Annotated in this window: 19 protein-coding genes; 9 read left to right on the forward strand and 10 right to left on the reverse strand. The window is 72.2% G+C overall.

The window, feature by feature from the left end:
• The first annotated feature begins 52 nt into the window (after positions 1 to 52).
• From ACIBCM_RS30370 to ACIBCM_RS30410, 9 genes are all read left to right on the forward strand, one after another.
• Entirely contained in the window at positions 53 to 3,751 is a 3,699-nt protein-coding gene (locus ACIBCM_RS30370; RefSeq protein WP_399248790.1) for a ThuA domain-containing protein, read from the forward strand.
• A gap of 122 nt (positions 3,752 to 3,873) precedes the next feature.
• Entirely contained in the window at positions 3,874 to 5,028 is a 1,155-nt protein-coding gene (locus tag ACIBCM_RS30375) for an inositol-3-phosphate synthase (RefSeq protein ID WP_399248792.1), read from the forward strand.
• Between the two features lie 827 nt (positions 5,029 to 5,855).
• The gene (locus ACIBCM_RS30380; RefSeq protein ID WP_399248854.1) at positions 5,856 to 7,094 is read left to right on the forward strand and encodes an SCO3242 family prenyltransferase; all 1,239 of its coding nucleotides are present in this window, start codon (positions 5,856 to 5,858) and stop codon (positions 7,092 to 7,094) included.
• A gap of 86 nt (positions 7,095 to 7,180) precedes the next feature.
• Positions 7,181 to 8,074 (forward strand): sugar phosphate isomerase/epimerase family protein, encoded by an 894-nt coding sequence (locus ACIBCM_RS30385; protein ID WP_399248794.1) that lies wholly within the window; start codon positions 7,181 to 7,183, stop codon positions 8,072 to 8,074.
• Positions 8,068 to 8,718, forward strand: a complete 651-nt coding sequence (locus ACIBCM_RS30390; RefSeq protein WP_399248796.1) for an EboA domain-containing protein — start codon at positions 8,068 to 8,070, stop codon at positions 8,716 to 8,718. The genes ACIBCM_RS30385 and ACIBCM_RS30390 overlap by 7 nt, the downstream gene beginning before the upstream one ends.
• Positions 8,718 to 9,566 carry a TatD family hydrolase gene (locus ACIBCM_RS30395; RefSeq protein WP_399248798.1) on the forward strand — a complete coding sequence of 283 codons (849 nt, stop codon included), beginning with the start codon at positions 8,718 to 8,720 and terminating at the stop codon, positions 9,564 to 9,566. Before ACIBCM_RS30390 ends, ACIBCM_RS30395 begins: the two co-directional genes overlap by 1 nt.
• 12 nt (positions 9,567 to 9,578) lie before the next feature.
• The gene (gene eboE / locus ACIBCM_RS30400) at positions 9,579 to 10,748 is read left to right on the forward strand and encodes a metabolite traffic protein EboE (protein ID WP_399248800.1); all 1,170 of its coding nucleotides are present in this window, start codon (positions 9,579 to 9,581) and stop codon (positions 10,746 to 10,748) included.
• Positions 10,745 to 12,178, forward strand: coding sequence for an alkaline phosphatase family protein (locus ACIBCM_RS30405; RefSeq protein WP_399248802.1), 1,434 nt, complete (start codon positions 10,745 to 10,747; stop codon positions 12,176 to 12,178). Before eboE ends, ACIBCM_RS30405 begins: the two co-directional genes overlap by 4 nt.
• Positions 12,175 to 13,338 (forward strand): sugar phosphate isomerase/epimerase family protein, encoded by a 1,164-nt coding sequence (locus ACIBCM_RS30410; protein WP_399248804.1) that lies wholly within the window; start codon positions 12,175 to 12,177, stop codon positions 13,336 to 13,338. Before ACIBCM_RS30405 ends, ACIBCM_RS30410 begins: the two co-directional genes overlap by 4 nt.
• Positions 13,339 to 14,099: 761 nt before the next feature.
• Here the strand turns inward: ACIBCM_RS30410 and ACIBCM_RS30415 are convergent.
• From ACIBCM_RS30415 to ACIBCM_RS30460, 10 genes are all read right to left on the reverse strand, one after another.
• Positions 14,100 to 14,888: a gamma-glutamyl-gamma-aminobutyrate hydrolase family protein gene (locus ACIBCM_RS30415; RefSeq protein ID WP_399248806.1), complete on the reverse strand. Its 789-nt coding sequence runs from the start codon at positions 14,886 to 14,888 to the stop codon at positions 14,100 to 14,102.
• Complete coding sequence (locus ACIBCM_RS30420; protein WP_399248808.1) at positions 14,885 to 16,402, reverse strand: aldehyde dehydrogenase; 1,518 nt, start codon at positions 16,400 to 16,402, stop codon at positions 14,885 to 14,887. Before ACIBCM_RS30420 ends, ACIBCM_RS30415 begins: the two co-directional genes overlap by 4 nt.
• Complete coding sequence (locus ACIBCM_RS30425) at positions 16,399 to 17,127, reverse strand: gamma-glutamyl-gamma-aminobutyrate hydrolase family protein (RefSeq protein WP_399248810.1); 729 nt, start codon at positions 17,125 to 17,127, stop codon at positions 16,399 to 16,401. Before ACIBCM_RS30425 ends, ACIBCM_RS30420 begins: the two co-directional genes overlap by 4 nt.
• Positions 17,124 to 17,870: an ABC transporter substrate-binding protein gene (locus ACIBCM_RS30430; RefSeq protein ID WP_399248813.1), complete on the reverse strand. Its 747-nt coding sequence runs from the start codon at positions 17,868 to 17,870 to the stop codon at positions 17,124 to 17,126. Before ACIBCM_RS30430 ends, ACIBCM_RS30425 begins: the two co-directional genes overlap by 4 nt.
• On the reverse strand, positions 17,867 to 19,264 hold the full coding sequence (locus ACIBCM_RS30435) for a glutamine synthetase family protein (protein WP_399248815.1): 1,398 nt from the start codon (positions 19,262 to 19,264) through the stop codon (positions 17,867 to 17,869). Before ACIBCM_RS30435 ends, ACIBCM_RS30430 begins: the two co-directional genes overlap by 4 nt.
• A gap of 181 nt (positions 19,265 to 19,445) precedes the next feature.
• The gene (locus ACIBCM_RS30440; RefSeq protein ID WP_399248817.1) at positions 19,446 to 20,675 is read right to left on the reverse strand and encodes an FAD-dependent oxidoreductase; all 1,230 of its coding nucleotides are present in this window, start codon (positions 20,673 to 20,675) and stop codon (positions 19,446 to 19,448) included.
• A 13-nt stretch (positions 20,676 to 20,688) separates the two neighbouring features.
• Positions 20,689 to 20,877: a ferredoxin gene (locus ACIBCM_RS30445; RefSeq protein WP_399248819.1), complete on the reverse strand. Its 189-nt coding sequence runs from the start codon at positions 20,875 to 20,877 to the stop codon at positions 20,689 to 20,691.
• Positions 20,878 to 20,913: 36 nt separating this feature from the next.
• A complete protein-coding gene (locus tag ACIBCM_RS30450) occupies positions 20,914 to 22,119 on the reverse strand; it encodes a cytochrome P450 (protein ID WP_399248821.1) in 1,206 nt (401 codons plus the stop codon).
• A gap of 325 nt (positions 22,120 to 22,444) precedes the next feature.
• Positions 22,445 to 23,200: a hypothetical protein gene (locus tag ACIBCM_RS30455; protein WP_399248823.1), complete on the reverse strand. Its 756-nt coding sequence runs from the start codon at positions 23,198 to 23,200 to the stop codon at positions 22,445 to 22,447.
• Positions 23,201 to 23,215: 15 nt separating this feature from the next.
• Entirely contained in the window at positions 23,216 to 23,962 is a 747-nt protein-coding gene (locus ACIBCM_RS30460; RefSeq protein ID WP_399248825.1) for a FadR/GntR family transcriptional regulator, read from the reverse strand.
• Positions 23,963 to 24,252: the final 290 nt, after the last annotated feature.

Consider the following 24,252-nt stretch of genomic DNA (forward strand, 5'->3'; position numbering starts at 1 on the left):
GTTCCACGGCACCCCCGCCCCGTTCTACCGGTCCATCCCGGAGGAAAATTTCGTGCACACGAACAGAAGAAGACCACGAGCGCGCAGAGCACTCGCGCTCCTCACCGGTGGCCTGCTGGCCGCCACCTCGTTCAGCTTCACCGCACCCCAGCTCGCTGCCGCCGCTGATCCCGAGCCGGCCGCCGAATCGTTCCAGCAGGTCACCCTCGCCAAGGGCGCCGCCGAGACCGGCGAGCCGATGTCCATGGCGGTGCTGCCGGACCGCAGCGTGCTGCACACCTCCCGCAACGGCGAGCTGCGGATGACCGACTTCGCGGGCAACACCCGGATCGTCGGCAAGATCCCGGTCTACTCGCACGACGAGGAGGGTCTCCAGGGCATCGGCCTGGACCCGAAGTTCAGCGAGAACCGGTTCGTCTATCTCTACTACGCGCCGCCGATGGACACCCCGCCCGGTGACGCCCCCAACGAGGGGACCGCCGCGGACTTCGCGAAGTTCGAGAGCGTCAACCGCCTCTCCCGCTTCGTCCTCAAGGCCGACGGCACCCTCGACAACGCCAGTGAGAAGAAGATCCTCGACGTCCCCGCGACCCGGGGCATCTGCTGCCACGTCGGCGGCGACATCGACTTCGACGCACAGGGCAACCTCTATCTGTCGACCGGTGACGACTCCAACCCGTTCGCCTCCGACGGCTACTCGCCCATCGACGACCGGCCGAACCGCAACCCCGCGTACGACGCCCGCCGGACCTCCGCCAACACCAACGACCTGCGCGGCAAGCTGCTGCGCATCAAGGTGAACGCGGACGGCTCGTACTCCATACCCGAGGGCAACCTCTTCGCGCCGGGCACCGCCAAGACGCGGCCCGAGATCTACGCGATGGGCTTCCGCAACCCCTTCCGCTTCAGCGTCGACCAGAAGACCGGCGTCGCCTACATCGGCGACTACGGCCCCGACGCCGGTGCCGCGGACCCCAAGCGCGGTCCCGCCGGCGCGGTCGGCTTCGTCAAGGTCGACAAGCCGGGCAACTACGGCTGGCCGCTGTGCAACACCTTCGGCGTCCCGTACGTGGACTACGACTTCGCGACCAAGACGTCCGGAGCCGCCTTCGACTGCGCGGCCCCCAAGAACGAGTCCCCGCACAACACCGGCCTCGTCGACCTGCCGCCCGCCAAGAAGGCGTGGATCCCCTACGACGGCGCTTCCGTGCCCGAGTTCGGCGGCGGCGGCGAGTCCCCGATGGGCGGACCGGTCTACCAGTACGACAAGGACAACCCGTCCCCGGTGAAGTTCCCCGAGGCGTACGACGGGAACTACTTCGCCGGTGAGTTCGGCCGCCGCTGGATCAAGCGGATCGAGCAGGGCCCGGACGGCGCGGTCTCCAAGATCAACCCGTTCCCGTGGAGCGGCACCCAGGTCATGGACATGCAGTTCGGCCCCGACGGCGCGCTGTACGTCCTGGACTACGGCACCGCCTGGTTCGGCGGCAACGAGCACTCGGCGCTGTACCGCATCGAGAACGCGACCGGCGGACGCTCGCCCTCGGCCGAGGCCAAGGCGGACAAGACGTCCGGCAAGGGCCCGCTGCGGGTCAACTTCTCCTCCGAGGGAAGCGCCGACCCCGACGGCGACGCCCTGACGTACGCCTGGGACTTCGGCGACGGCGGCAAGTCCACCGAGGCCAACCCCTCGTACCGGTACAAGAAGAACGGCACCTACACGGCGACCGTCACCGTCAAGGACCCGACCGGCCGCACCGCCGCCGCCAGCGTCCAGATCGTGGTCGGCAACACCGCCCCGAAGGTGACGCTCGAACTGCCCGCCGACGGCGCGCTGTTCAACTTCGGCGACGAGGTCCCCTTCAAGGTGAAGGTGACCGACCCCGAGGACGAGGAAGCCGGGGCCATCGACTGCACGAAGGTCACGGTCAACTACCTCCTCGGCCACGACAGCCACGCGCACAAGCTGACCTCCGCCAACGGCTGCTCGGGCACCATCAAGACCTCGGGTGAGGGCGGGCACGACCCCAACGCCAACATCTACGGCGTCTTCGCGGCCGAGTACACCGACAACGGCGGTGGCGGCCAGGCGCCCCTGACCACCAACGACCAGGTGCAGCTCCAGCCGCGCCACCGCCAGGCCGAGCACTTCAGCGCCCAGTCCGGCATCCGCACCTACGACAAGCCCGCCGCCAACGGCGGCAAGACCGTCGGTGACATCGACAACGACGACTGGATCTCGTTCAAGCCGTACAACCTGAGCGGCTCGACCAAGCTCACCGCGCGAATCTCCAGCGGCGGAGCGGGCGGCTTCCTGGAGGTCCGCACCGGATCTCCGACCGGTAAGATCCTCGGTTCCGGGCCCGTGCCCGTGACCGGCAGCTGGGAGACCTTCCAGGACATCGACATCCCGCTGAGGGGTGTGCCGAAGAAGTCCACCGAGCTGTTCCTGGTCTTCAAGGGCGGCGCCGGAGCGCTCTACGACATCGACGACTTCGAGCTCTCCAACACCCCGCCGGACCGCACCAACAAGCGCGTCCTCGTCTTCTCCAAGACGGCAGGCTTCCGCCACGACGCGATCCCGGCCGGCACCGCGGCCCTGAAGGAGCTGGGCAAGACCAGCAACATCACGGTCGACTCCACCGAGTCCGCCGCCCAGTTCACCACCAGCAACCTGGCCCGCTACGACGCGGTCGTCTTCCTCTCCACCACCGGTGACGTCCTCAACGCCGAGCAGCAGAAGGCGTTCGAGAACTACGTCGCCACCGGCGGCGGCTACATGGGCGTCCACGCGGCGGCCGACACCGAGTACGACTGGAAGTTCTACGGCGGCCTCGTCGGCGCCTACTTCTCCGGTCACCCGCAGATCCAGCCCGCGACCGTGCGGGTCGAGGACCACAAGCACCCCGCCACCAAGCACCTGGGCGAGGAGTGGGTGCGGACCGACGAGTGGTACAACTACGGCACCAACCCGCGTGAGCAGGCCAAGGTGCTGGCGTCCCTCGACGAGACCACCTACCAGGGCGGCACCATGAAGGGCGACCACCCCATCGCCTGGTGCCAGACCTACGAGGGCGGCCGTTCCTTCTACACCGGCGGCGGCCACACCAAGGAGTCGTACGCCGAGCCGGCCTTCCGCGACCACCTGCTGGGCGGTCTGCGCTACGCGTCCGGCCAGGTGAAGGCGGACTGCAAGCCCGACACGGGTGAGCGGACCATCTTCAACGGCAAGACCACCAACGGCTGGAAGCAGGCCGGTCCCGGCAAGTTCAACGTGGTCAACGGTGAGCTGCGGTCCGAGGGCGGCATGGGAATGCTCTGGTACCAGGCCAAGGAGCTGAAGTCGTACTCCCTGAAGATGGACTGGAAGCTCGACGGTGACGACAACTCCGGGATCTTCATCGGCTTCCCCGCCTCCGACGACCCCTGGTCGGCCGTGAACAACGGCTACGAGATCCAGATCGACGCCACGGACGCCCCCGCGCGGACCACCGGTTCGGTCTACGGCTTCAAGTCGGCGGACCTCAAGGCCCGCGACCGGGTGCTGCGGCCTCCGGGGCAGTGGAACCAGTACGAGATCAAGGTCCAGGGTGAGCGTGTCCAGGTCTTCCTGAACGGCGCGAAGATCAACGACTTCACCAACAAGGACCCGAAGCGCAGCCTGAAGGACGGCTACATCGGCCTCCAGAACCACGGAGCCGGTGACCAGGTGTCCTTCCGCAACATCACCCTCAAGGAGCTGTCCTCCTAGAGGACCCGAGACGGCGGCGGGCGGGGAGGCGCCGTACCCCCCGCCCGCCGTCACCCAACCAACCCCGTCACAGCAGTGACCATCGGTGACACGAGTACGTGATTCTGGCAGGGAGGCAGTCCGTGACGAGCGACACAGCACGCACCGTCGAGCACGCAGGCGGCGGTGACCGGGTACGCACCGGAGTCTGGTTCGTCGGAGCGCGCGGTTCCGTGGCCACCACGGCCGTCGCCGGATGCGCGGCGGTCACCGCCGGGCTGCATCCGCCGACCGGCATGGTCACCGAGACCGATCCGTTCACCCACGCCGGACTGCCCTCCCTGCCGTCCCTGGTCTTCGGCGGTCATGACACCGCCTGCACCCCGCTGACCAAGCGGGCCGAGGAGCTGACCTGGGCCGGAGTACTGCCGCACGGCCTCGCCACCGCGATCCGCGGCGAACTCGAAGCGGCCGACGGGGAGATACGCCCCGGAGGCCCGCTGCCCGGCGACGGCCGCACCGACGAGGAACTCATCGGCACCTTCGCCGCCGACCTCCACGCCTTCCGCGACCGCCATGAACTGGCCCGCGTCGTGGTCGTCAATGTGGCCTCCACCGAGCCCCTTCCCGAGCCGGGCGCCCAGCGGCTCGCCCCCAGCTCCCTCTACGCGGCGGCCGCGGTCCGAGCCGGCTGCCCGTTCGTGAACTTCACCCCGTCCACCGGGCTGCGCACCCCGGACCTCATGGACGCCGCCGAGGCCGGCGGACTTCCCCACGCCGGCCGCGACGGCAAGACAGGTCAGACGCTGCTCCGTTCCGTGCTCGCCCCGATGTTCGTGCAACGCGCCCTGCCCGTACGGGCCTGGTCCGGCACGAATCTCCTCGGCGGCGGGGACGGAGCAGCGCTGGCCGACCCGGCCGCGGCGGCGGCCAAGAACGCCGGCAAGGAACGGGTACTGAGCGATGTCCTCGGGCGGACACCCGAGGGCGAGGTCCATATCGACGACGTTCCCGCGCTCGGCGACTGGAAGACCGCCTGGGACCACATCGCCTTCGACGGCTTCCTCGGCTCCCGCATGATCCTCCAGACCATCTGGCAGGGCTGCGACTCCGCGCTCGCGGCGCCCCTCGTCCTCGATCTCGCCCGGCTGGTGGCCCGTGCCCACGAGGCCGGCCTCTCCGGGCCCCTGCCCGGGCTCGGCTTCTACTTCAAGGACCCGGACAACGGCCCCGCGGCGCTGTCCGAGCAGTACGGCGAACTGCTCGCGTTCGCCCGGCGGCTGAGGGAGGTCCGGTGACCCTGCTGGGCCGGATGACCACCGCGGGCCCCGGGGGCGGGAGCGGTGGCCCCGGCGCGGCCGGCGGATTCCTCCGTACGCGCCCCGGCCGCACGGCGGCCGTCCGCCGGGTGGCCGCCGAAGCCCTCGCGGGGCTGGCGCGGCGCCTCGCGCCCGAGCCCGGCGGGACTCCGCCCCGGCACGGGGAGAGGGAACTCCGGGCGTCCGGAGCAGCCCGGGCGCCCGGGCAGTCCGTCCCGGGGGTGCGGTCGGCGCGCCCCCGGGGCACCTCCCCGGCGATACCGGAGATTCCGGTGATCCCCGTGGTCCCGGACATGCCGGCGGTTCCGCAGCGGCGGACGGTTCCGGCGGTGACCGGGCCGGCCCGTGCGCATCTCGCGTCCCCGGACGCGGGGTCGGCGCACCTCGGGTCCCCCGACGCCGGGGCGGTCGCCGTCGGCTCCGTGAGCGGCGGGTCGGTGACCAGGGCCGGCGGGTCCGGCCCGTCGGGCCCGGCCGTGGGCTCCTTCCGGGGCGCTGCCGGCGGCGCCGGTGCCGTCGGTGACCAGGGCCCGGGTGCCGGGCGGGAACCCGGCGGACGGGAGGCCATCGGCCACGGCCCCGGGGACACCGGCCACGAGTCCAGCGGCGTGTCCGGATCCATCGGTCACGATCCCGGCGGTGCCCCGGCGGTGCCCGACTCCGGTCAGGGGTCCGGAGCCGGGCACGGGGCCGCCGTACGGTCCTCGGGCGGCGAGGTCCCGGCGCAGGTGCCGGCAGGTTCGTCCAGCGGTGTTGTGCCCGAGCAGGAGTCGGCAGGTTCGTCCAGCGGCGATGTGCCCCCGCAGATGTCGGCAGGGTCGTCCAGCGGCGATGTGCCCGAGCACGAGCCGGTACGTTCCTCTGGCGGCGACGGGCCGGGGACCCCTGCGGGACCCCCGCGGGACCACGGCCCGGAACCGGCGGGCCGTGCCACCACCCGTGAACGGCTCGGCGCATGGGCCGAACTGCTGAGGGTGTCCGCCCTGCTGACCGTCCCCGGCGACGCCCTCGCGGGAGCCGCCGCCATCGGAGTGCGCCCCGGCCGGGGCACCGCGCTCGCCATCGGCACCTCGCTGTGCCTGTACGAGGCGGGCATGGCGCTCAACGACTGGGCGGACCGCGACGAGGACGCGATCGACCGCCCGCACCGCCCGATCCCCTCCGGACGGATCACCCCCCGGGCCGCACTCACGGCGGCAGCCGTCCTCACGGCCACCGGCCTCGCCCTCGCCTCCCGCGCTGGCCGCCCCGCGCTGGCCGTGGCCACCGCGCTGGCCGCCACCGTCTGGTCCTACGACATCCGTCTCAAGCACACCAAGGCGGGCCCCGCGGCCATGGCGGCGGCGCGATCCCTGGATCTGCTGCTGGGTGCCACGGCCACGGCGTCCCGGGCGTCCGGCACCGGCCGGCCGGTCCGCTCCGGCGGAACCCCGGCCCCCGCCCCCGCCGGGCCGGGCGCCCCCCGGCCCGGCTCCCGTACCGGCGCACGGCCGCACGGATTCCGTCAGGCGCCCGCCTCCCCGTCCCCGGCGGTCAGGACAACGGGCCCGGTCCCCGGCGCCCGGGCGGTGAACCGTGCGGAGCCGGCACGACGGGCTCGCGGGCCCGTCCGCGGCCCCGAGACCGCCCGCGCCCTGCCCGCCGCGCTCGCGCTCGGCGCGCACACCTACGCCGTCACCTCCGTGTCACGGCACGAGACCCAGGGAGGATCGACCGGAGTTCCGCTCGCCGCGCTCGCCGCGACGCTGGGGACCGGACTGTTCGCCGCGGGGGAGAGTACGGGGCGTACCCCGGCCTCGCTGATCGCCACCGGGCTCGCGGGCACCTATGTCCGTACCGCCGGGAAGGGCTTCGCGCACGCCGCGCTCAACCCCTCCCCGCCGCTCACCCAGCGGGCCGTCGGCGGAGGCATCCGGGCCATGATCCCGCTCCAGGCCGCCCTCGCGGCCCGCGCCGGAAACACCACCGGCACCGCGACGGCACTCGCGCTGACGGGCCTCGTCCCGCTCGCCCGCGCACTCGCACGAAAGGTCAGCCCCACATGAGCCCCACGCCGCCCTCCGGCCCGGCGCCTACCGGCCCCACGCCGGCCTTTGGCACCGCACCGGCACCCGTGCCCGGTCGGGCCCCCATGCCCGATGGCGCCTCCGTGCCCGGTCGGGCCCCCGCGCCCGCCCCCGGACTCCGTTTCGGCTACGGCACCAACGGGCTCACCGACCTCCGTCTCACCGACGCCCTCGCGCTGCTCGCCGACCTCGGATACGACGGAGTCGGACTGACCCTCGACCATATGCATCTCGACCCGCTCGCGCCCGGCCTCGCCGCGCGCACCCGGGAGACCGCCGCCCGCCTCGCCGAACTGGGGCTCGACGTCACCGTCGAGACCGGCGCCCGCTATGTGCTCGACCCGCGCCGCAAGCACGGCCCCACGCTCCTCGACGCCGACCCCGGCGCCCGGGCCGCCCGCAGGGACCTGCTGATCACCTCCGTACGCGTCGCCGCCGATCTCGGCGCCCGCGCCCTGCACTGCTTCAGCGGAATCACCCCCGAGGGCACCGACCCGGACACCGCGTGGAAGCGGCTCGCGGAGTCCCTTTCGCCCGTGCTCGACGCCGCCGAAGCCGCCGGTGTCCCCCTGGCCGTGGAGCCCGAACCCGGGCATCTCCTCGCCACCATCGACGACTTCCACCGGCTGCGCTCGCTGCTCGGCGACCCCGGGCACCTCGGGCTCACGCTCGACATCGGGCACTGCCAGTGCCTGGAGGAGCTGTCGCCCGCCGAGTGTGTACGGGAGGCGGCGCCCTGGCTGCGCCATGTGCAGATCGAGGACATGCGCCGGGGTGTCCATGAGCACCTTCCGTTCGGAGACGGCGAGATCGACTTCCCGCCCGTGCTGGAGGCGCTCGCCGCAACCGGTTACCAGGGACTGACCGTCGTGGAACTGCCCCGGCACTCCCACGCGGGCCCCGAACAGGCCCGTGCGTCCATCGAGTTCCTCCGCGCGAAGGGAGCGACGGCATGCTGAGGTCCCGCGAGGAACTCGACGCCCTCCTCGACGACAGCGCCCGCGCCTGGCTCGACGCGGCCCTGAAGACCGCCGCCGACGCCCGCGGCGGCCCCACCGCGGGCACCACCTCACCGCCGGGGCGGACACCCGCCTGGGAGCTGCGGTTCGCCGAGGCGGGCCGCCGCTGCGGCCAGGAACACGCCGACTCCGTACGCGTCCTGCTCCTCACCGAGGCCGGAGCAGGGGCCGGGCCCGGTGCCGGCACCCTCATCCGGCTCTACGCGCGGGGCACCGCCTCCGAGCGCCGCGCGCTCCTCCTCGCCCTGCCCGGCCTCGGCGGCCTCACCCCGCCCGACGCCGCGCTCCCGCTCGTCGAGGACGCCTTGCGCACCAACGACACCCGGCTGGTCGCCGCGGCCGTCGGCCCCTACGCCGCCGAGCACCTGGACACCCACGCCTGGCGGCACGCCATCCTGAAGTGCCTTTTCACGGGTGTGGGCCTCGACGCCGTCGCCGCTCTGGAGCGCCGCGCCGCGGGAGATGCCGAACTCGCCAGGATGCTCACCGACTTCGCCGCAGAGCGCACGGCCGCTGGCCGTGCCACACCCCCCGATCTGATCCGCGTGCTGACCCTCACGGGTGAGCACTCCGAGGAGTCCTGATGCGCATCTTCGACCCCCACATCCATATGACCTCCCGCACCACGGACGACTACGAAGCCATGTACGCGGCCGGAGTCCGCGCCCTGGTCGAGCCCTCCTTCTGGCTGGGCCAGCCCCGTACCTCGCCCGAGAGCTTCTACGACTACTTCGACGCGCTGCTCGGCTGGGAGCCCTTCCGGGCCGCCCAGTACGGCATAGCCCACCACTGCACCATCGCGCTGAACCCCAAGGAGGCGGGCGACCCGCGCTGCACCCCCGTACTCGACGAGCTGCCCCGCTACCTCGTCAAGGACTCCGTCGTCGCCGTCGGCGAGATCGGCTACGACTCGATGACCCCCGCCGAGGACACCGCGCTCGCCGCCCAGCTCCAGCTCGCCGCCGACCACGGGCTGCCCGCCCTCGTGCACACCCCGCACCGCGACAAGCTCGCCGGACTGCACCGCACCGTCGACGTCGTCCGCGAGTCCGCCCTTCCCCCCGAGCACGTCCTGCTCGACCACCTCAACGAGACGACGGTCCAGCACGCCAAGGACAGCGGCTGCTGGCTCGGCTTCTCCGTCTACCCGGACACCAAGATGGACGAGGACCGCATGGTCGCCGTCCTGCGGACGTACGGCACGGAGAAGGTGCTGGTCAACTCCGCCGCCGACTGGGGCAAGAGCGACCCGCTGAAGACCCGCAAGGTCGGCGACGCCATGCTCGCCGCCGGATTCTCCGACGACGACGTGGACCGGGTCCTGTGGCGCAACCCGGTCGCCTTCTACGGCATCAGCGGCCGGCTCCAGCTCGACGTCCCCGCGCCGGACGCCCTCCACGAGGGCAACTCCATCCTCCGCGGCGGGGAATGAGGGGAGGGACGTATGCGCTTCCGCCACCCCGACGGTTCGACCGTCCACCTCTCCTACTGCACCAACGTCCACCCCGCGGAGACCCTCGACGGCGTCCTCGCCCAGCTCCGCGACCACTGTGAACCCGTACGCAGACGGCTCGGCCGCGACCGCCTCGGTATCGGCCTGTGGCTCGCCAGGGACGCGGCCCGCGCCCTGATCACCGACCCGTCGGCCCTGCGGGGACTCAAGGCGGAACTCGACCGCCGCGGACTGGAGGTCGTCACCCTCAACGGCTTCCCCTACGAGGGGTTCGGCTCCGGGGAGGTCAAGTACCGCGTCTACCGGCCGGACTGGACCGAACCCGAGCGGCTCGCCCACACCACCGATCTGGCCCGGCTGCTCGCCGCCCTCCTCCCCGACGACGTCACCGAGGGCACGATCTCCACCCTGCCCCTCGCCTGGCGCACCGCCTTCGACGACACCGGGGCCGCGACCGCCACCGCCGCCCTCACCACGCTCGCGGAACGGCTCGACGCGCTGGCCGAGCTCACCGGGAAGTCCATCCGGATCGCGCTCGAACCCGAGCCCGGCTGTGTCGTCGAGACCACCGCCGACGCCATCGGGCCGCTGACCGCCGTCGGTTCCGACCGTATCGGCGTCTGTATCGACACCTGCCACCTCGCCACCTCGTTCGAGGACCCCCGGCAGGCGCTGGCCGATCTCGCCGCCGCCTCGATCACCGTCCCCAAGGCCCAGCTGTCCGCCGCCCTGCACGCCGGCGAACCCCATCTGCCCGAGGTGCGGGCCGCCCTCGGCGCCTTCGCCGAACCCCGCTTCCTCCACCAGACCCGTACCCGCACCGCGGCCGGACTCCGGGGCACCGACGACCTCGACGAAGCCGTACTCGTCCAGGTACTGCCCGAATCGTCCCCCTGGCGCTCCCACTTCCACATCCCCCTGCACTCCCCGCCCGCCCCGCCGCTCACCTCCACCCTCCCCGTGCTCGAGGACACCCTCACCCGGCTCGTCGGCGGCCCCGTGCCCCTGACCCGTCATCTGGAGGTCGAGACGTACACCTGGCAGGTCCTCCCCGACGAGCTGCGCCCGCGCAGCCGCACCCAGCTCGCCGAGGGCATCGCCGCCGAACTCACGCTCGCCCGCGATCTGCTGACCGGCCTCGGGCTGAAGGAGCTGCCATGACGGACACCACAAGCCCCACCCCCCTCCTGGTCGTGGACGTCGTCGGTCTCACCCCCCGGCTCCTCGACCACATGCCCCATCTCAAGGCGCTCGGCAGCTCCGGTTCCCGGGCACCCCTGTCCACCGTGCTGCCCGCCGTGACCTGCGCCGCCCAGTCCACGTTCCTCACCGGCACCCTGCCGTCCGAGCACGGCATCGTCGCCAACGGCTGGTACTTCCGCGAACTCGGCGACGTGCTGCTGTGGCGCCAGCACAACGGGCTGGTCTCCGGCGACAAGGTGTGGGACGCGGCACGCCGGGCCCACCCCGGCTATACGGTCGCCAATGTCTGCTGGTGGTACGCGATGGGGGCGGACACCGACTTCACCGTCACCCCCCGGCCGATCTACTACGCCGACGGCCGCAAGGAGCCCGACTGCTACACCCGCCCCCCGGCGCTCCACGACGAACTCGTCTCGCGGTTCGGTGAGTTCCCCCTCTTCCACTTCTGGGGGCCGGGCGCCGACCTCGTCTCCAGCCAGTGGATCATCGACGCGACCCGGCACATCATGCGGACCCGGCACCCCGATCTGACGCTGTGCTACCTTCCGCATCTCGACTACGACCTCCAGCGGTACGGGCCCGACGACCCGCGCTCCCATCGCGCCGCCACCGAGCTCGACGCCGCCATGGCCCCCCTGCTGGAGGACGCCCGGCGCGAGGGCCGCACGGTCGTCGCCCTCTCCGAGTACGGGATCACCCGGGTCGACCGCCATGTCGACATCAACCGCGCCCTGCGCAGGGCCGGGCTGCTGGAGGTCCACACCCAGGACGGCATGGAGTACCTGGACCCGATGGCCTCCCGTGCCTTCGCCGTCGCCGACCACCAGCTCGCCCATGTCTACGTCAAGAGGCCCGAGGACCTCGACGCCACCCGCGAAGCACTCTCCGGGCTCGACGGGATCGAGGACATCCTCGACGACGAGGGCAAGAAGGCCCACGGCCTCGACCATCCGCGCTCCGGTGAACTGGTCGCGATCGCGGAGCCCGACGCCTGGTTCACGTACTACTACTGGCTCGACGACGACCGCGCCCCCGACTTCGCGCAGCTCGTCGAGATCCACCGCAAGCCCGGCTACGACCCGGTCGAGCTGTTCATGGACCCCGAGGACCCCTATGTCCGGCTGAAGGCGGCCAAGGCGGTCGCCCGCAAGAAGCTCGGCATGCGCTACCGCCTCGCGGTCGTACCCCTCGACCCCTCACCGATCCGCGGCAGCCACGGCCGCCTCCCCCCGAGCGACGACGAAGGTCCGCTCATCCTGTGCTCCACCCCCCGCGCAGTCGAGGGCCGTGTCGCGGCCACCGACGTGAAGTCCCTGCTGCTCCACCTGGCCGGCCTCAACCGAGGCTCCGCTCCGGAACAAACCCCAGCCGAAAGAGAGAGACCGTGACCCCGTTCAAGGACGAACCCGGCACCGACGACTCCCTGCGCCGCACCCTCGGCGTGGACCGCCGGCGCTTCCTCAGCACCTGCACCGCCATCGGGGCCGCGGCCGTCGCCGCCCCGGTGTTCGGCGCCTCGCCCGCCCTCGCGGACGACAAGGACCGCGGCAAGGGGCACGGCCATGACAAGAAGGCCCTCGTCCCCGCCCACAAGCGCGGCATCATCCTCTACACCGTCCGCGACGCGATCGGCCGGGACCCGCTCACCAGCGACCTCCCCTCCGGCTTCCGCGAGGTCTTCAAGCAGCTCGCCCGCTACGGCTACAAGCAGGTCGAGTTCGCCGGTTACGGCCAGCACGCCAACGCCCCCGGCGGCGGCAACCTCGACTCCGTCCAGGGCGCCCATCTGCTGCGCTCCTGGCTGGACGACTTCGGGCTGCGGGCCCAGGGCAACCACGGCTTCATCCCCGGCTCGTGGCCGCTGAGCACCCCCGACCTGGACCGGTTCAAGCAGGCCCTGGAGATCGCCAACATCCTCGGTATGGAGCACATGGGCACCGGTGGCGACCCCACCTGGGGCTCCACCAAGGCCGAATGGGACGCCGCCGCCGAGAAGTGGAACGCCATGGGCGCCATCGCCCGCAGGGCGGGCATCAAGCTCTACACCCACAACCACGACGGCGCCTACGACTTCCTGCTCGACGGCGGGCCGCTCGACGCGCAGGGCCGCCCGACCCGCAGCTCCGGCATCCGCAAGCTGGAGTACTTCCTCCAGGAGACCGACCCGCGGAACGTCTGGCTGGAGATGGACATCTTCTGGGCGCACGTGGCCCGGTACAAGTTCCACACCTACACCGCGCACGACGGGCAGAAGCGCACCAGCGTCTTCGACCCCGCGCGGCTGGTCGACCGCTACAACAAGCGCTACCCGCTGTTCCACGCCAAGGACGGTGTGATCAACACCGGCAGCGGCATGGGATACGACATGGTGCCCTTCGGCACCGGCGACATCGACTACGAGCGGTTCTTCTCCCGTGTCGGGGAGAAGAACTACCACAACCCGATGGTCGAGCAGGACAACGCGCCCAGCGGCTCGGTACCCGGCCAGTCGCTGGAGTACGCGCGGATCGGCTACGACAACATCGCGGCGCTGCGGCACAAGCGCTGAGGTACCGCCCGCGGGCGGCGCCGGATCGGCGGCTGCCGGGCGGCGGCCCGGCAGCCGTCGGGCTGTCCGTCGGGACGACCGTCCGTGAGGCGTTCGGCAGGTCGTCGTGCCGTGGGGATCCCGCCGGGCGTACGGCGTCCGGCACGGATGTCCGTCGTGGTGCCGGGGTGACCCGGGTACGTCCGGTACGAGGGTGATCCCGCGCGTCGCGGCTTCAGGCACCGGCCGCCACGGGCCCCGACCCCCGGGGCGGCCGGTGCCGTGGTCACGGCGGGCCCGTGCCATGAGGAACGTGCGGCCTTCCGGAGCTTTCCGGAAGGCCGCACGGTCATGTGCGAGGGGGCCCGTGGGCGTGTGTCCCCGGGCGGCTTCACGGGCGTGCTTCCCGGGGCGGACGCGCTCCTCAATCGCGGGAGGGCTGACATGTGCCCCGGGTGGCACCGAGGGCTGGTGGCGGTCCCCCCGTACTCCCGGGGCTCTGCCCCGGACCCCGCTCCTCAATCGCCGGAGGGGCTGAAATGACCGGCCCTGCTCCTCCATCGCGGGAGGGCTGACATGTGCCCCGGGTGGCACCGAGGGCTGGGGTCGGTCCCCCGTACTCCCGGGGCTCTGCCCCGGACCCGGCTCCTCGATCGCGGGAGGGGCTGGGATGGCCGGCCCTGCTCCTCGAACGCCGGAGGGGTGGGATACGGGAGTTCCCCCGGTGTGCCGCAGGCGGACGCCCCGGGGGATCGCCGTCCGCCGGGGGCCGTTCGCGGGGATCAGCGGGGGCAGGCGGAGAGAAAGCCCTCGAACAGCCGCATCCGGTCGGCCTCGGGTCCGTCCGGGTCCTCCGGGTGCCACTGGACGCCCACCACCCAGCGCCGGGGGTCCTCGGTCGCCTCGATCACCCCGTCGGCGGCGTGCGCCACCGCGACCAGACCCTCGCCCACCGTGTCGACGGCCTGGTGATGGCCCGAGCGGACGGTGAGCAGGGGAGTGCCGGTCAGCCCCACGAGGCGGGAGTCCGGGTCGACGCTCACCTTCTCGTCGAGGAACATCGGCTGCCCCGGGCCGCCGTGGTGCAGCCGGTAGTCCGTCAGATCCGGTACCAGGGTGCCGCCGTACGCCACATTGATCAGCTGCGACCCCCGGCAGATGCCCAGCACCGGCCGCTCCGCCGCCACCGCCGCCCGGATCGCGGCCAGGCCGTGCTCGTCCGCGCGCCGGTCGACGCCGTAGGTGCCGGGGACCGGGCCGTGGAAGCCGTACAGGCCCGCGTCCACATCGCCCCCGCCGAGGAGCAGCAGCCCGTCGTACCGGGTGACGTCCTCCGGCGGACCGGGGGCGTCGAGTGAGGTGTCGATCAGCTCGTAACCCGCTCCGAGGGCGCCCAGGGTGTCGAGTGTGGTCCGGGTGAAGCGCCGTACCAGACCGGCGACCGGTTCGGTCATGCCGGGGAAGTTCAGCGACACGAGGACGGCGATCCGCGGATCCCCGCCCGGGGGCGCGCCGCCCGGCGGCTCCACCTCGGACCGCAGCACGACGGGCACCCGCTCCCGCGCGCTCACAGCCTGATCCAGGTGGACTTCAGCTGGGTGTACTTCTCCAGCGCGTGCAGGGACTTGTCGCGGCCGCCGAGGCCGGACTGCGCGTAGCCGCCGAACGGGACCGTGATGTCGCTGTCGTCGAAGCAGTTGACCCACACGGTGCCGGCGCGGACCGACCGCGCGAGCCGGTGCGCGGTCGACAGGTCCCTCGACCACACCGCCGCCGCCAGGCCGTACTCGGTGTCGTTGGCGAGCCGTACCGCCTCCTCGGTGTTCTCGAAGGAGAACACCGAGAGCACCGGTCCGAAGACCTCCTCGCGGGCGATACGCGACCGGGGGTCGACCCGGTCGAAGACGGTCGGCTCGACGTAGTAGCCCCCGGTCCCGGCGAGGATCCGGTCACCGCCGAGGACGAGCCGCGCCCCCTCGTCGAGGGCCCCGCGCACATACCCGAGGACCCGTTCCAGATGCCTGTCCTCCACCAGCGCGCCGATGTCGGTGCGCGGGTCGAGCGGATCGCCCACCACGAGCCGGCGGCTCTCCGCGAGGACCAGCTCCAGCAGTTCCTCCTCGATGTCCCGGTGGACCAGGAGCCGTGACCCGGCCGAGCACGCCTCCCCCTGGTTGAAGAAGACGCCGTTCGCGACCGCGCGGGCGACCACGCTCAGATCCGGTGCGTCGGGCATGACGATCTGCGGTGACTTGCCGCCCAGTTCGAGCGAGACCTCCTTGAGGTTGGAGTCCGCCGCGTAACGCAGGAACTCGCGGCCCACCTCGCCGGAGCCGGTGAAGGCGACGGCGTCGACTCCGTGGTGGCGGCCCAGGGCCGCTCCGGCCGTCGGTCCGAGGCCGGGCACCACATTGAGGACGCCGTCGGGGACGCCCGCCTCGGTTGCCAGCTCCGCGAACCGCAGCGCCGTCAGCGGGGACTGCTCGGCGGGCTTGAGGACGACGGAGTTGCCCACGGCCAGCGCGGGCGCGATCTTCCAGGCGGCCATCATCAGCGGGAAGTTCCACGGCACGACCGCGCCGACCACCCCGAGCGGCTCCCGGGTGATGGTGGCGAGCCTGTCCTGAGCGGTGGGCGCCACCTCGTCGTAGCGCTTGTCCACCGCCTCCGCGTAGAAGTCCAGGGACTGGACGGTCACCCGCAGATCGACGGCGAGCGCGTCGGTGTACGGCTTGCCCATGTCGACGGACTCGATGAGGGCCAGTTCCTCGGCGTGTTCCTCGACCAGCCGGGCCAGCCGCTGGAGCACCAGGCGCCGTTCCCGGGGCGGACGCCCGGACCAGACACCGCTGTCGAAGGCGCGCCGGGCACCGGCCACCGCGCGGTCGACGTCCCGCGCCCCGCCCGCGCCGACACGGGCGATCAGCCGTCCGTCGCGCGGGGAGATCCGGTCGAACGTGTCACCGCCGGCGGGGTCGGTCCACCGCCCGTCGATATACGGCCGGGTGGGCAGGGCGAGCCCGGCGAAGCGCTTCTCCAGCTCCGCGCGGACGGCCAGGGCCCGGTCCTCGGTGGGCTTGGTCATGCTGGGCGTTCCTTTCGGGTCGCGGCACGCCGTGCGGCGGCACGGCCGGTCAGATCGCGGAAGAGGGCCGCGTCCTGACCGGAGCTGTCGAACAGGTCCTCCGGGTGCCACTGGACGGCGAGCACGTCCGCCCCGGTGTGCTCCACCGCCTCGGCACAGCCGTCCGGCGCCCTGGCCACCACCCGCAGTCCTTCGCCGAGCCGGTCGATCGCCTGGTGGTGGTAGGAGGAGACCTTGAACGCGGTGGTCCCGACCACGGACGCCAGCCGGGAGCCCGGTTCGACCGTGACCTCGTGCAGGGCGTCCAGATGGGGCACCGGGCCGTCCGGCAGATCCTGGAGCAGGGTGCCGCCGCAGACGGTGTTGAGCACCTGCATGCCCCGGCAGACGGCGAGCGCCGGGATCCCGAGGGCGATGACGGCACGGGCGACGGCGAGATCGAGTGCGTCCTGCTCCTCGTGGTCCGGAACGGTCCTCGGACCGGGAACCTGTCCGTAGTGGGCGGGATGGACGTCCGAGCCGCCGGGCAGCAGCACCCCGTCGAACCCGGCCAGCCGCGCGGGCAGTTCGGCCATCCGCTCACGCGGTCCGCCGTGCAGGATCAGCGGCTCGCCGCCGGCGGCGAAGACGGCGTCGCCGATGGCCTCGGCGGCGACGGTGGCGCTGAACCGCAGACCGGATACGGAGGCGGAGCGGCGGCCGATGACGGCGATACGGGGCCTCACACCGGGCCCCGCGCGGCGGCGGCCGGGTCCGGCCCGGAGCCCGGAGCCGCGAACGGGTACTCCAGGCCCGGGAGCCACTCGGCCCACACCCGCTCCAGTCTGCCGTCGGCGGTGATCCGGGCGAGCGCGCCGTCCAGCGCCGCCAGGTCGCCCGGGCGGTCCTTCGCGACGCCGACGGCCCATTGATTTCCCGTGGGCACGGTGAAGGCCTGCTCGAAGTCCGGGTGCTCGCCGAGCGGTACGAACACCACGTCGTCGTCGACGACCGCGTCCACCTCACCGGATCTGAGCGCCGCGAGCATATCGCCGAACACATCGTCGGTGTCGCCGCCGAAGGAGACGGTGACCGCGCCCTCGAAGGTCTTGGCCAGGGTCATATTGGTACTGCCCGCGATCGCGGCGACCCGGCGTCCGTGCAGATCAGCGGGGGTGTGCACCGGATCGCCCCGGCGTACGAGCACCGATTCGTGGAACACCGCGTAGGGGCGGGTGAAGTCGACCTCGCGCAGCCGGGACTCGGTGACGCCCTGGCCGCACAGCACGGCGTCGGCCTCCCCGCGCCGGACGGCGGGAAGCATCTGGGACCACGGAAGACAGACCCACTCCAGCGGGCGGCCCAGTTCGGCGGCGAGCAGTTCACCGACGGCCGGTTCATAGCCGAGCCGTCCCTTGACGGGGTCGGTCAGGAGGAAGAGCGGCGGGGCGTCCGAGTCGATACAGGCGAGGCGCAGGGGCGTGGTCACGGGGTGTCCTCCGAATACATCATGTGCTCCCAGTCGGTGACGACCCCGCAGAAGCGGGCCCACTCGTCCGACTTGTAGGCGTGGTAGAGGTCGGCGGTCTCCTCGCTCAGCGCCCGCCTGACCACCGGGTCCCCGGAGAAGGCGGTCAGAGCCTCGCCCAGGGTCAGCGGCAGGGCCGTGAACCGGGACTCGGCGCCGTAACTGGAGCCCTGCTGCGGCGGACCGGGGTCGATCCGGTTGTCCAGACCGTCGGAGATCGCGGCGATGAGGACGGCGTGCGAGAGATAGGGGTTGACCATGGCGTCGGGGAGCTTGAACTCCAGGCGTCCGTTGGCGGACAGGCGTACCGTGCAGGTCTTGTTGTCCATGCCCCAGTTGATCTGCGAGGGGGCGAACTGGCCCGAGTCCCAGTACCGCTTGTAGGAGTTGACGGTCGGGCCCATCACGGCCATGGCGCCCGCGGCATGGGTCAGGATGCCGCCCAGCGCGTGGCGGCCGGTCTCGGTCAGATGCAGCTCCCGGCGGCCGGGCTCGGCCAGGACGTTCTCCCCGCCGCGCCACAGACTGAGGTTGTGGTGGCAGCCGTTGCCCATCATGCCGGTGGCCGGTTTGGGCATAAAGCTGGCCGTGACGCCGAGCTCGCGGGCCACCTGGCGGCAGATCTGCCGATAGGTGATGAGCCGGTCGGCGGTCAGATCGGCATGGTCGTACATCCAGTTCAGCTCGATCTGGCCCGGGTCCTCGTAGTCGCCCTCGATCATGTCGAGGCCAAGAGCCCGGGCGTACGTCATGACCTTCTGGTAGATCGGGCGGCTGCGCTCCAGCAGGTCCACCCGGTAGGCCGGGCTGTCGTCGGGACGGTGGCGCACCTCCAGTCCCGGGCCGGTCCAGGTCATCTCCGGCTCACAGCCGGAGCGCATCTCCAGGCCGGTCCGTGCGGTGAACTCCGCGTGGAGCCGCATCAGATTGCCGCGCACGTCGGTGGCGAGCGGCCGTCCGCCGATCTCCGCCCGGTGCTCCGGCTCGTACAGACGGCAGAAGAACCGGCCGACGCCGGTGTCCCAGGGCAGTACGGCGAAGGTGTCGAGGTCGGGGACGGCGGTGAACTCGGCCGCCTGGGTGCCGCCGCCGAGGAGGTTTCCGGCGCGGTCGACCTGGAAGTCGGCCAGCACCGTGCGGTGCATCTGGACGCCCTTCTCCAGATTGCGGAGCAGGTGCCCGGCGGGCACCACCTTGCCGATGACCCGGCCGTTGACGGTCACCGACTGGTAGTAGATGTACTCGACGCCCGCGTCGGCGATGCGGGCGCGCACGGCGTCGACCGCGTCCTGGTCGGCATTGCGCTCGCGGTGCCGGTCCAGCGCCGTGATGGTGCTCGTGGACGTGATGGTCATGGGTACCTCGCAGTGGTCTCGCGGCAGGCGGGAGGAACGGGGTCGCGGGCGGTTACGGGCGACGGATGTTGGTGGAAGGGCCCCGGGCTCCCGGTGGTGTGGTGGAAGGGGCTCCCGGCGGTGGTTCGCGGGGATCGGTTACCCGGGGCCGGACGGGCCCCCCGGGAGGGCTGCCCCGCGGTCAGACGGCCGCGGGGAGGGTGGTGAAGGCCGCGCGCAGTTCGCGCTGCCGGGCGGGCGGAAGGTTGACGGCGATGGTTCCGACATGGGCCGAGCGCCGGTGGCAGGTGGCCAGGACGCCGTCCGCGGGACGGTCCGGGTCGCCCTCCTCCACCCGTACCTCGTCGGCGAGGGCGGGTGAGCCGAAGCTCTGGAACCGCAGATCCAGCTGGTCGCTCCAGAAGGAGGGGACCGGCGCGAACGGGACCCGGTCGCCGGGGCCCGCTCCGGCTCCGGTCAGGGCCTCGGTGAGGGTGGCCGCGGCCCGCTTGGCGGTGTCGGTGGGGATGGACCAGTGCTCGACACGGCGGGGTACGTCGTCGAAGAGCGGATTGGGGAAGCGGGCGATGTCGCCCGCGGCGACGAGGCGTTCGGCTCCCCGCGCCATGAGCCGGTTGTCGCACAGGACTCCGTCGCTCAGATCGAGGGAGCCGTTCCCCGCCAGCCACTCGGTGTTGGGTACGGAGCCGACCGCCTCGACGACGGCCTCGGCGGCGAGTGTGCTCCCGTCGTCGAGGCCCACCCCGGTGACGGAGCCCTCGCCGAGGAAGCGGGCGGCGGACCGTCCGATGACGAAGGTGATTCCGGCGGCCTCGTGGTGGCGCCGGATCCCGTCGGCCAGCCGTGCGCCCAGAACCCGTTGCATCGGCCCGCCGCCGGGTTCCACGACGGTGACCCGGCAGCCCAGCCGCAGCGCGGTCGCCGCGACCTCGCAGCCGATGAAGCCCGCGCCGAGCACCACGACCGCGGCGCCCGGACGCAGACCGCCGCGCAGGGCGACGCAGTCCTCAAGGGTGCGCAGGACATGGCGTCCGGCGTGCGGACCGGGCAGCTCCAGACGGCGCGGCCGCAGTCCGGTGGCGGCGACGAGTCCGTCGTACGCGACGGAGGAGCCGTCCTGAAGCGACAGACGGCCGCCGGGCAGGTCGGCCGCGACGACCGGCGTACCGAGCCGGAAGGTGACGTCGGCGACCGACGCCCGGCGGCGGAAGGCCACCTTGGCGTGCAGTTCACCGGGTGAGGCCGCGCCCGGCGCGTACAGCAGCTCCTTGGACAACGGGGGCCGGTTGTACGGGAGATGGCGCTCGGCACCGAAGACGGTGACGGGTCCCGTGTGGCCTGCCGCCCGCAGCTGCTCGGCGGTCCGCAGGCCCGCGAGCGACCCTCCGACGACGGCGACGTGTGCGGTCATGGGCGCGGTCCCGTCAGTCCTGGACGAGGATGGCCTGGACGGGGCAGACGTCGGCGGCTTCCTCGACCTCGTCGCGCAGCGAGTCGTCGGGCTCGCCGTCGTACTCCAGCTTGCCCTCGTCGTTGATGCGGAAGACGGCGGGCGCGGCGATGGCGCACTGGCCGTGGTCCTGGCACAGGGCCAGGTCGACGGTGACCTTCATGGGGATTCCTCTCGCTCTGGGACGCCCGCTCCCGGTTCAGGAAGCGGGGGTGAAGGTGAGGGGGAGCCGGACGGGGCCGGTGTTGCCCGAGTCGGGGAGCCACTCGGAGCCCTCGCCGATCCGGGGATCGCGCAGACGGCGGGCCAGCAGCGGCAGGGCCTCACTCATATCGCTGCGGGCGACGAAGTGGCCGAGGCAGTGGTGGGCTCCGCCGCCGAAGCCGAAGTGCGGCTTGCGCTCGGCGGTGATGTCGAAGGAGCGCTCGCCGAACACACGGGGGTCGGTGCCGGCCGACTCGCTCCACAGATGAACCGTGGTGCCGGCCTCGATGTCCAGACCCTGGAAGGTGAAGTCCTCGACGGCCTCGCGGGTCACCCAGCGGACGGTCGGATTGACGCGCATGACCTCCTCGACGGCCTTCCCGCCCAGCTCGGGCCGCTCGGCGAGCAGCCGCCACTGGCCGGGGTGGCGGACGAAGGACTGGAGGGCGAGCCCCAGCTGGTTGCGGGTGGTGTCGAAGCCGCCGAAGATCAGCAGCAGCAGACCGTCGCGCAGTTCGGTGTCGCTGAGCCTGTCGGTGTCACGGCTGGCCCGCACCAGACGGGTGACGAAGTCGTCGCGCTCATGGCGGCGGCGGTCGGCGATCAGCTCGTCGGCGTACGCGTAGAGCGAGGCCAGGGCCTCCTCGATCCGGCCGAGGTCCTCGCGGATGGTCACGCCCATGGCCAGGCCGATCGTGGTCGACTCACGGGCGATGACCTGCCACTCGGACTCGGGGATACCGAGCATGATGGCGATTACGCGCGCCGCGTAGGGCTCGGCGAACTCCGAGACGAACTCGCACCGGCCGGCCTCGGCGAAGCCGTCGATCAGCTCGGTGGCGAGCGCCTGGAACCGGGGTACGAGAGAGCCGATGAGCTTGGGGGAGAAGGCGGGGTTCATCAGCCTGCGCAGCCGGTGGTGCTCCTCGCCCTCCTTGTTGAGCACCCAGCTGGCCCACCAGTCGGCGAACGGGCCCTCGGTCACACCGTTGTGCGCGGGCCAGGCGACGCTGCCCTGACGGAGCCGGGGGTGCTTGAGCAGCCGGCTGACCTCGTCGTAGCGCAGGATCGCGAGGCCGTAGTTGGTCCTGGCGTACCAGCCGCTCTCGCGCGCCTCGTGCACGGCGGCGGAGGTGATCGAGAAACCCGGGTCGGCGACGTCGAAGTACGGAGCTGCGTCGGTCGTTGCGGTGCCCGTCATGGTGGGACTCTCCAACTCTCGTGGCGAGCAGTGGTGAGGCAAATACTCTAAACCTAGAGTTTGTAAGTCAATAGATACCGCGGAAGTTGTTTCCGTGCGGGACGGCCGTACGTCATCCGAGCCGGGTACGGGGGCCCGGAAACGACGAGGGACCGCACGGCCGTGGCGGCCCTGCGGTCCCTTGCGCTGTGGATCCTTGTCCTGCGGTCCCGCCCTGCCGTTCCTTGTCGTTGCGGGTTCCTCGTCCCGGCGCGCGGAAGGGCACCCCGGGCCGGAGCCGGCGGGCTCCGCGTACGGTCCCTGCGGGGACTCGTGCGGCGGCGGCCTACGCGTGGGGCGCCAGCGCCACCACCCAGTCGCTGTCCAGCCCGACCTCACCGACCGCGACGAATCCGTCCTGGCCCGCCACCGGCACCCGTGGCAGCCGGGACCCCACCAGCCAGCGCGAGGTGTTCGCGGCGATGACCCGCCGCTCGGGTCCGACCAGCACCGCGTCGTGCCCGGTCTCGCGCAGCGCCCCGAGCAGCAGCGGCTCGAACTCGGCGACTCGCAGATCGGCCCCGGCCACGCCCACGAAGACCTCGTCGGTGACGGGCGCGGCGAGGGTGATGACGTACCGGTCGGCACCGTAGTAGTCCACGTACGGACCGAAGACCGAGCGCCGCCCGCGGTCACGCCCCGCGGTGAACCACTCCATCTCGAAGTAGTCGTACACGTCCACGCTGGTCGGGTCCAGATTCAGCTGGAGCCGGACGGCCCCCGTCCCGCCGCGCTGCCACCACTCGAAGTGCCGGTCGCGGTCCCGCAGCACGCCCGACGCCGTGAAGAACCCGAAGCCGTCCGCGCCGGGCTGCTCGGTGAGCTGCCGCAGGAGCGCCGGCTTGACGGCGGCCACATCGCGTACGGTGAAGGCGCCCCGCTCGGCCAGCGCGGCCCTGCGCAGCCCCACCACCTCACCGGCGATCGTCCCCAGGCGGTCGAAGACTTCCCTGAGCAGGCCCCCGACCTGCTCCAGCAGGGTCTCCAACTCCTTCCCCACCTCTGCCGTCCCTCCGCTGGGCGCGGTGTTCTCGGGGTACATCGGACGCCTCCACAGTCATCGTTCCGCCACCACAAGATGCAACTCGATCAGTCGGCGCAGATTGCGCTGGACATGCCGCTCGGCCAGGGCGCGGGCACGCTCTCCGTCCTCCTCGGCGATGGCCGTGGCGATGGCGTGGTGCTCGGAGACCGTCTCCTCCAGCACCGTCTGGGGCTCGACGGGCAGCCACAGCAGGGCCGTCAGCTCCGCCTGGAGGTTCACCTCCAGACGGGTCAGCCGCTCGGACTGCGAGGCCATCGCCACCTCGATGTGGAAACGGCTGTCGGCCCTGATACGGGCACCGTACTCGCCGGCGGACGCGAGCTGCTCGACCAGATGCAGCAGACGCCGCACACTGGCCGCCGAGGCGCGTTCCGCGGCGAGGAGCGCCGAGGCCCCCGAGACGGCGAACTGCTCGTCGGCCAGGTCGCGCAGCCGCGAGACGGTGGTGGACGCGAGCCGCTCCTTCAGCGGAGTGAGCGGCGGACTGGCCGGCCGCTGGACGAAGGTGCCGCCGTTGCGCCCCCGGCGCGTCGCGACCAGGCCCTGCTCCCGCAGGATGGCCAGCGCCTCACGCAGGGTCATCGGGGAGACACCGAGCTGGCCCGCGAACTCCACCTCGGTGGGCAGTTGCTCCCCGTCCACGACGAGGCCCAGCAGGATGGCCCTGCTGATGCGCTCCACGACCTCCTCCGCACGGCCCCCCGCGTTCAGCGGGGAGATGAGCAGGGCGCGCATCACCGGTGCGCCGCTCGTGGTCATCCGCTCTCCTCGTCCATGCCCCCGGGCTCCCGCGGTCCGGCCGCCCGTCCCGGGCCGCCGCTGGTCCGGCGCCCGGAACGCCGACACCAGCGTGTAACAGTGAAGGCTCTTGTGCAATAAGACATGGGCTTGTAGTTTTTCGCCCACGCATCACGGAGCATCCTACGGGCCACCGCACTTCCGGCCCCGCCCAAGGGCCGACGACGCATCCCGCTGAGTGCTCCGGAGCCGGCGAACCGGCCGCTCCGCACACATCAGCACACCCGCGTTCCCCCACCGCGCCTTCCCCT

The sequence above is a fragment of the Streptomyces sp. NPDC051018 genome, from assembly GCF_044456085.1.
Lineage (GTDB): Bacteria > Actinomycetota > Actinomycetes > Streptomycetales > Streptomycetaceae > Streptomyces.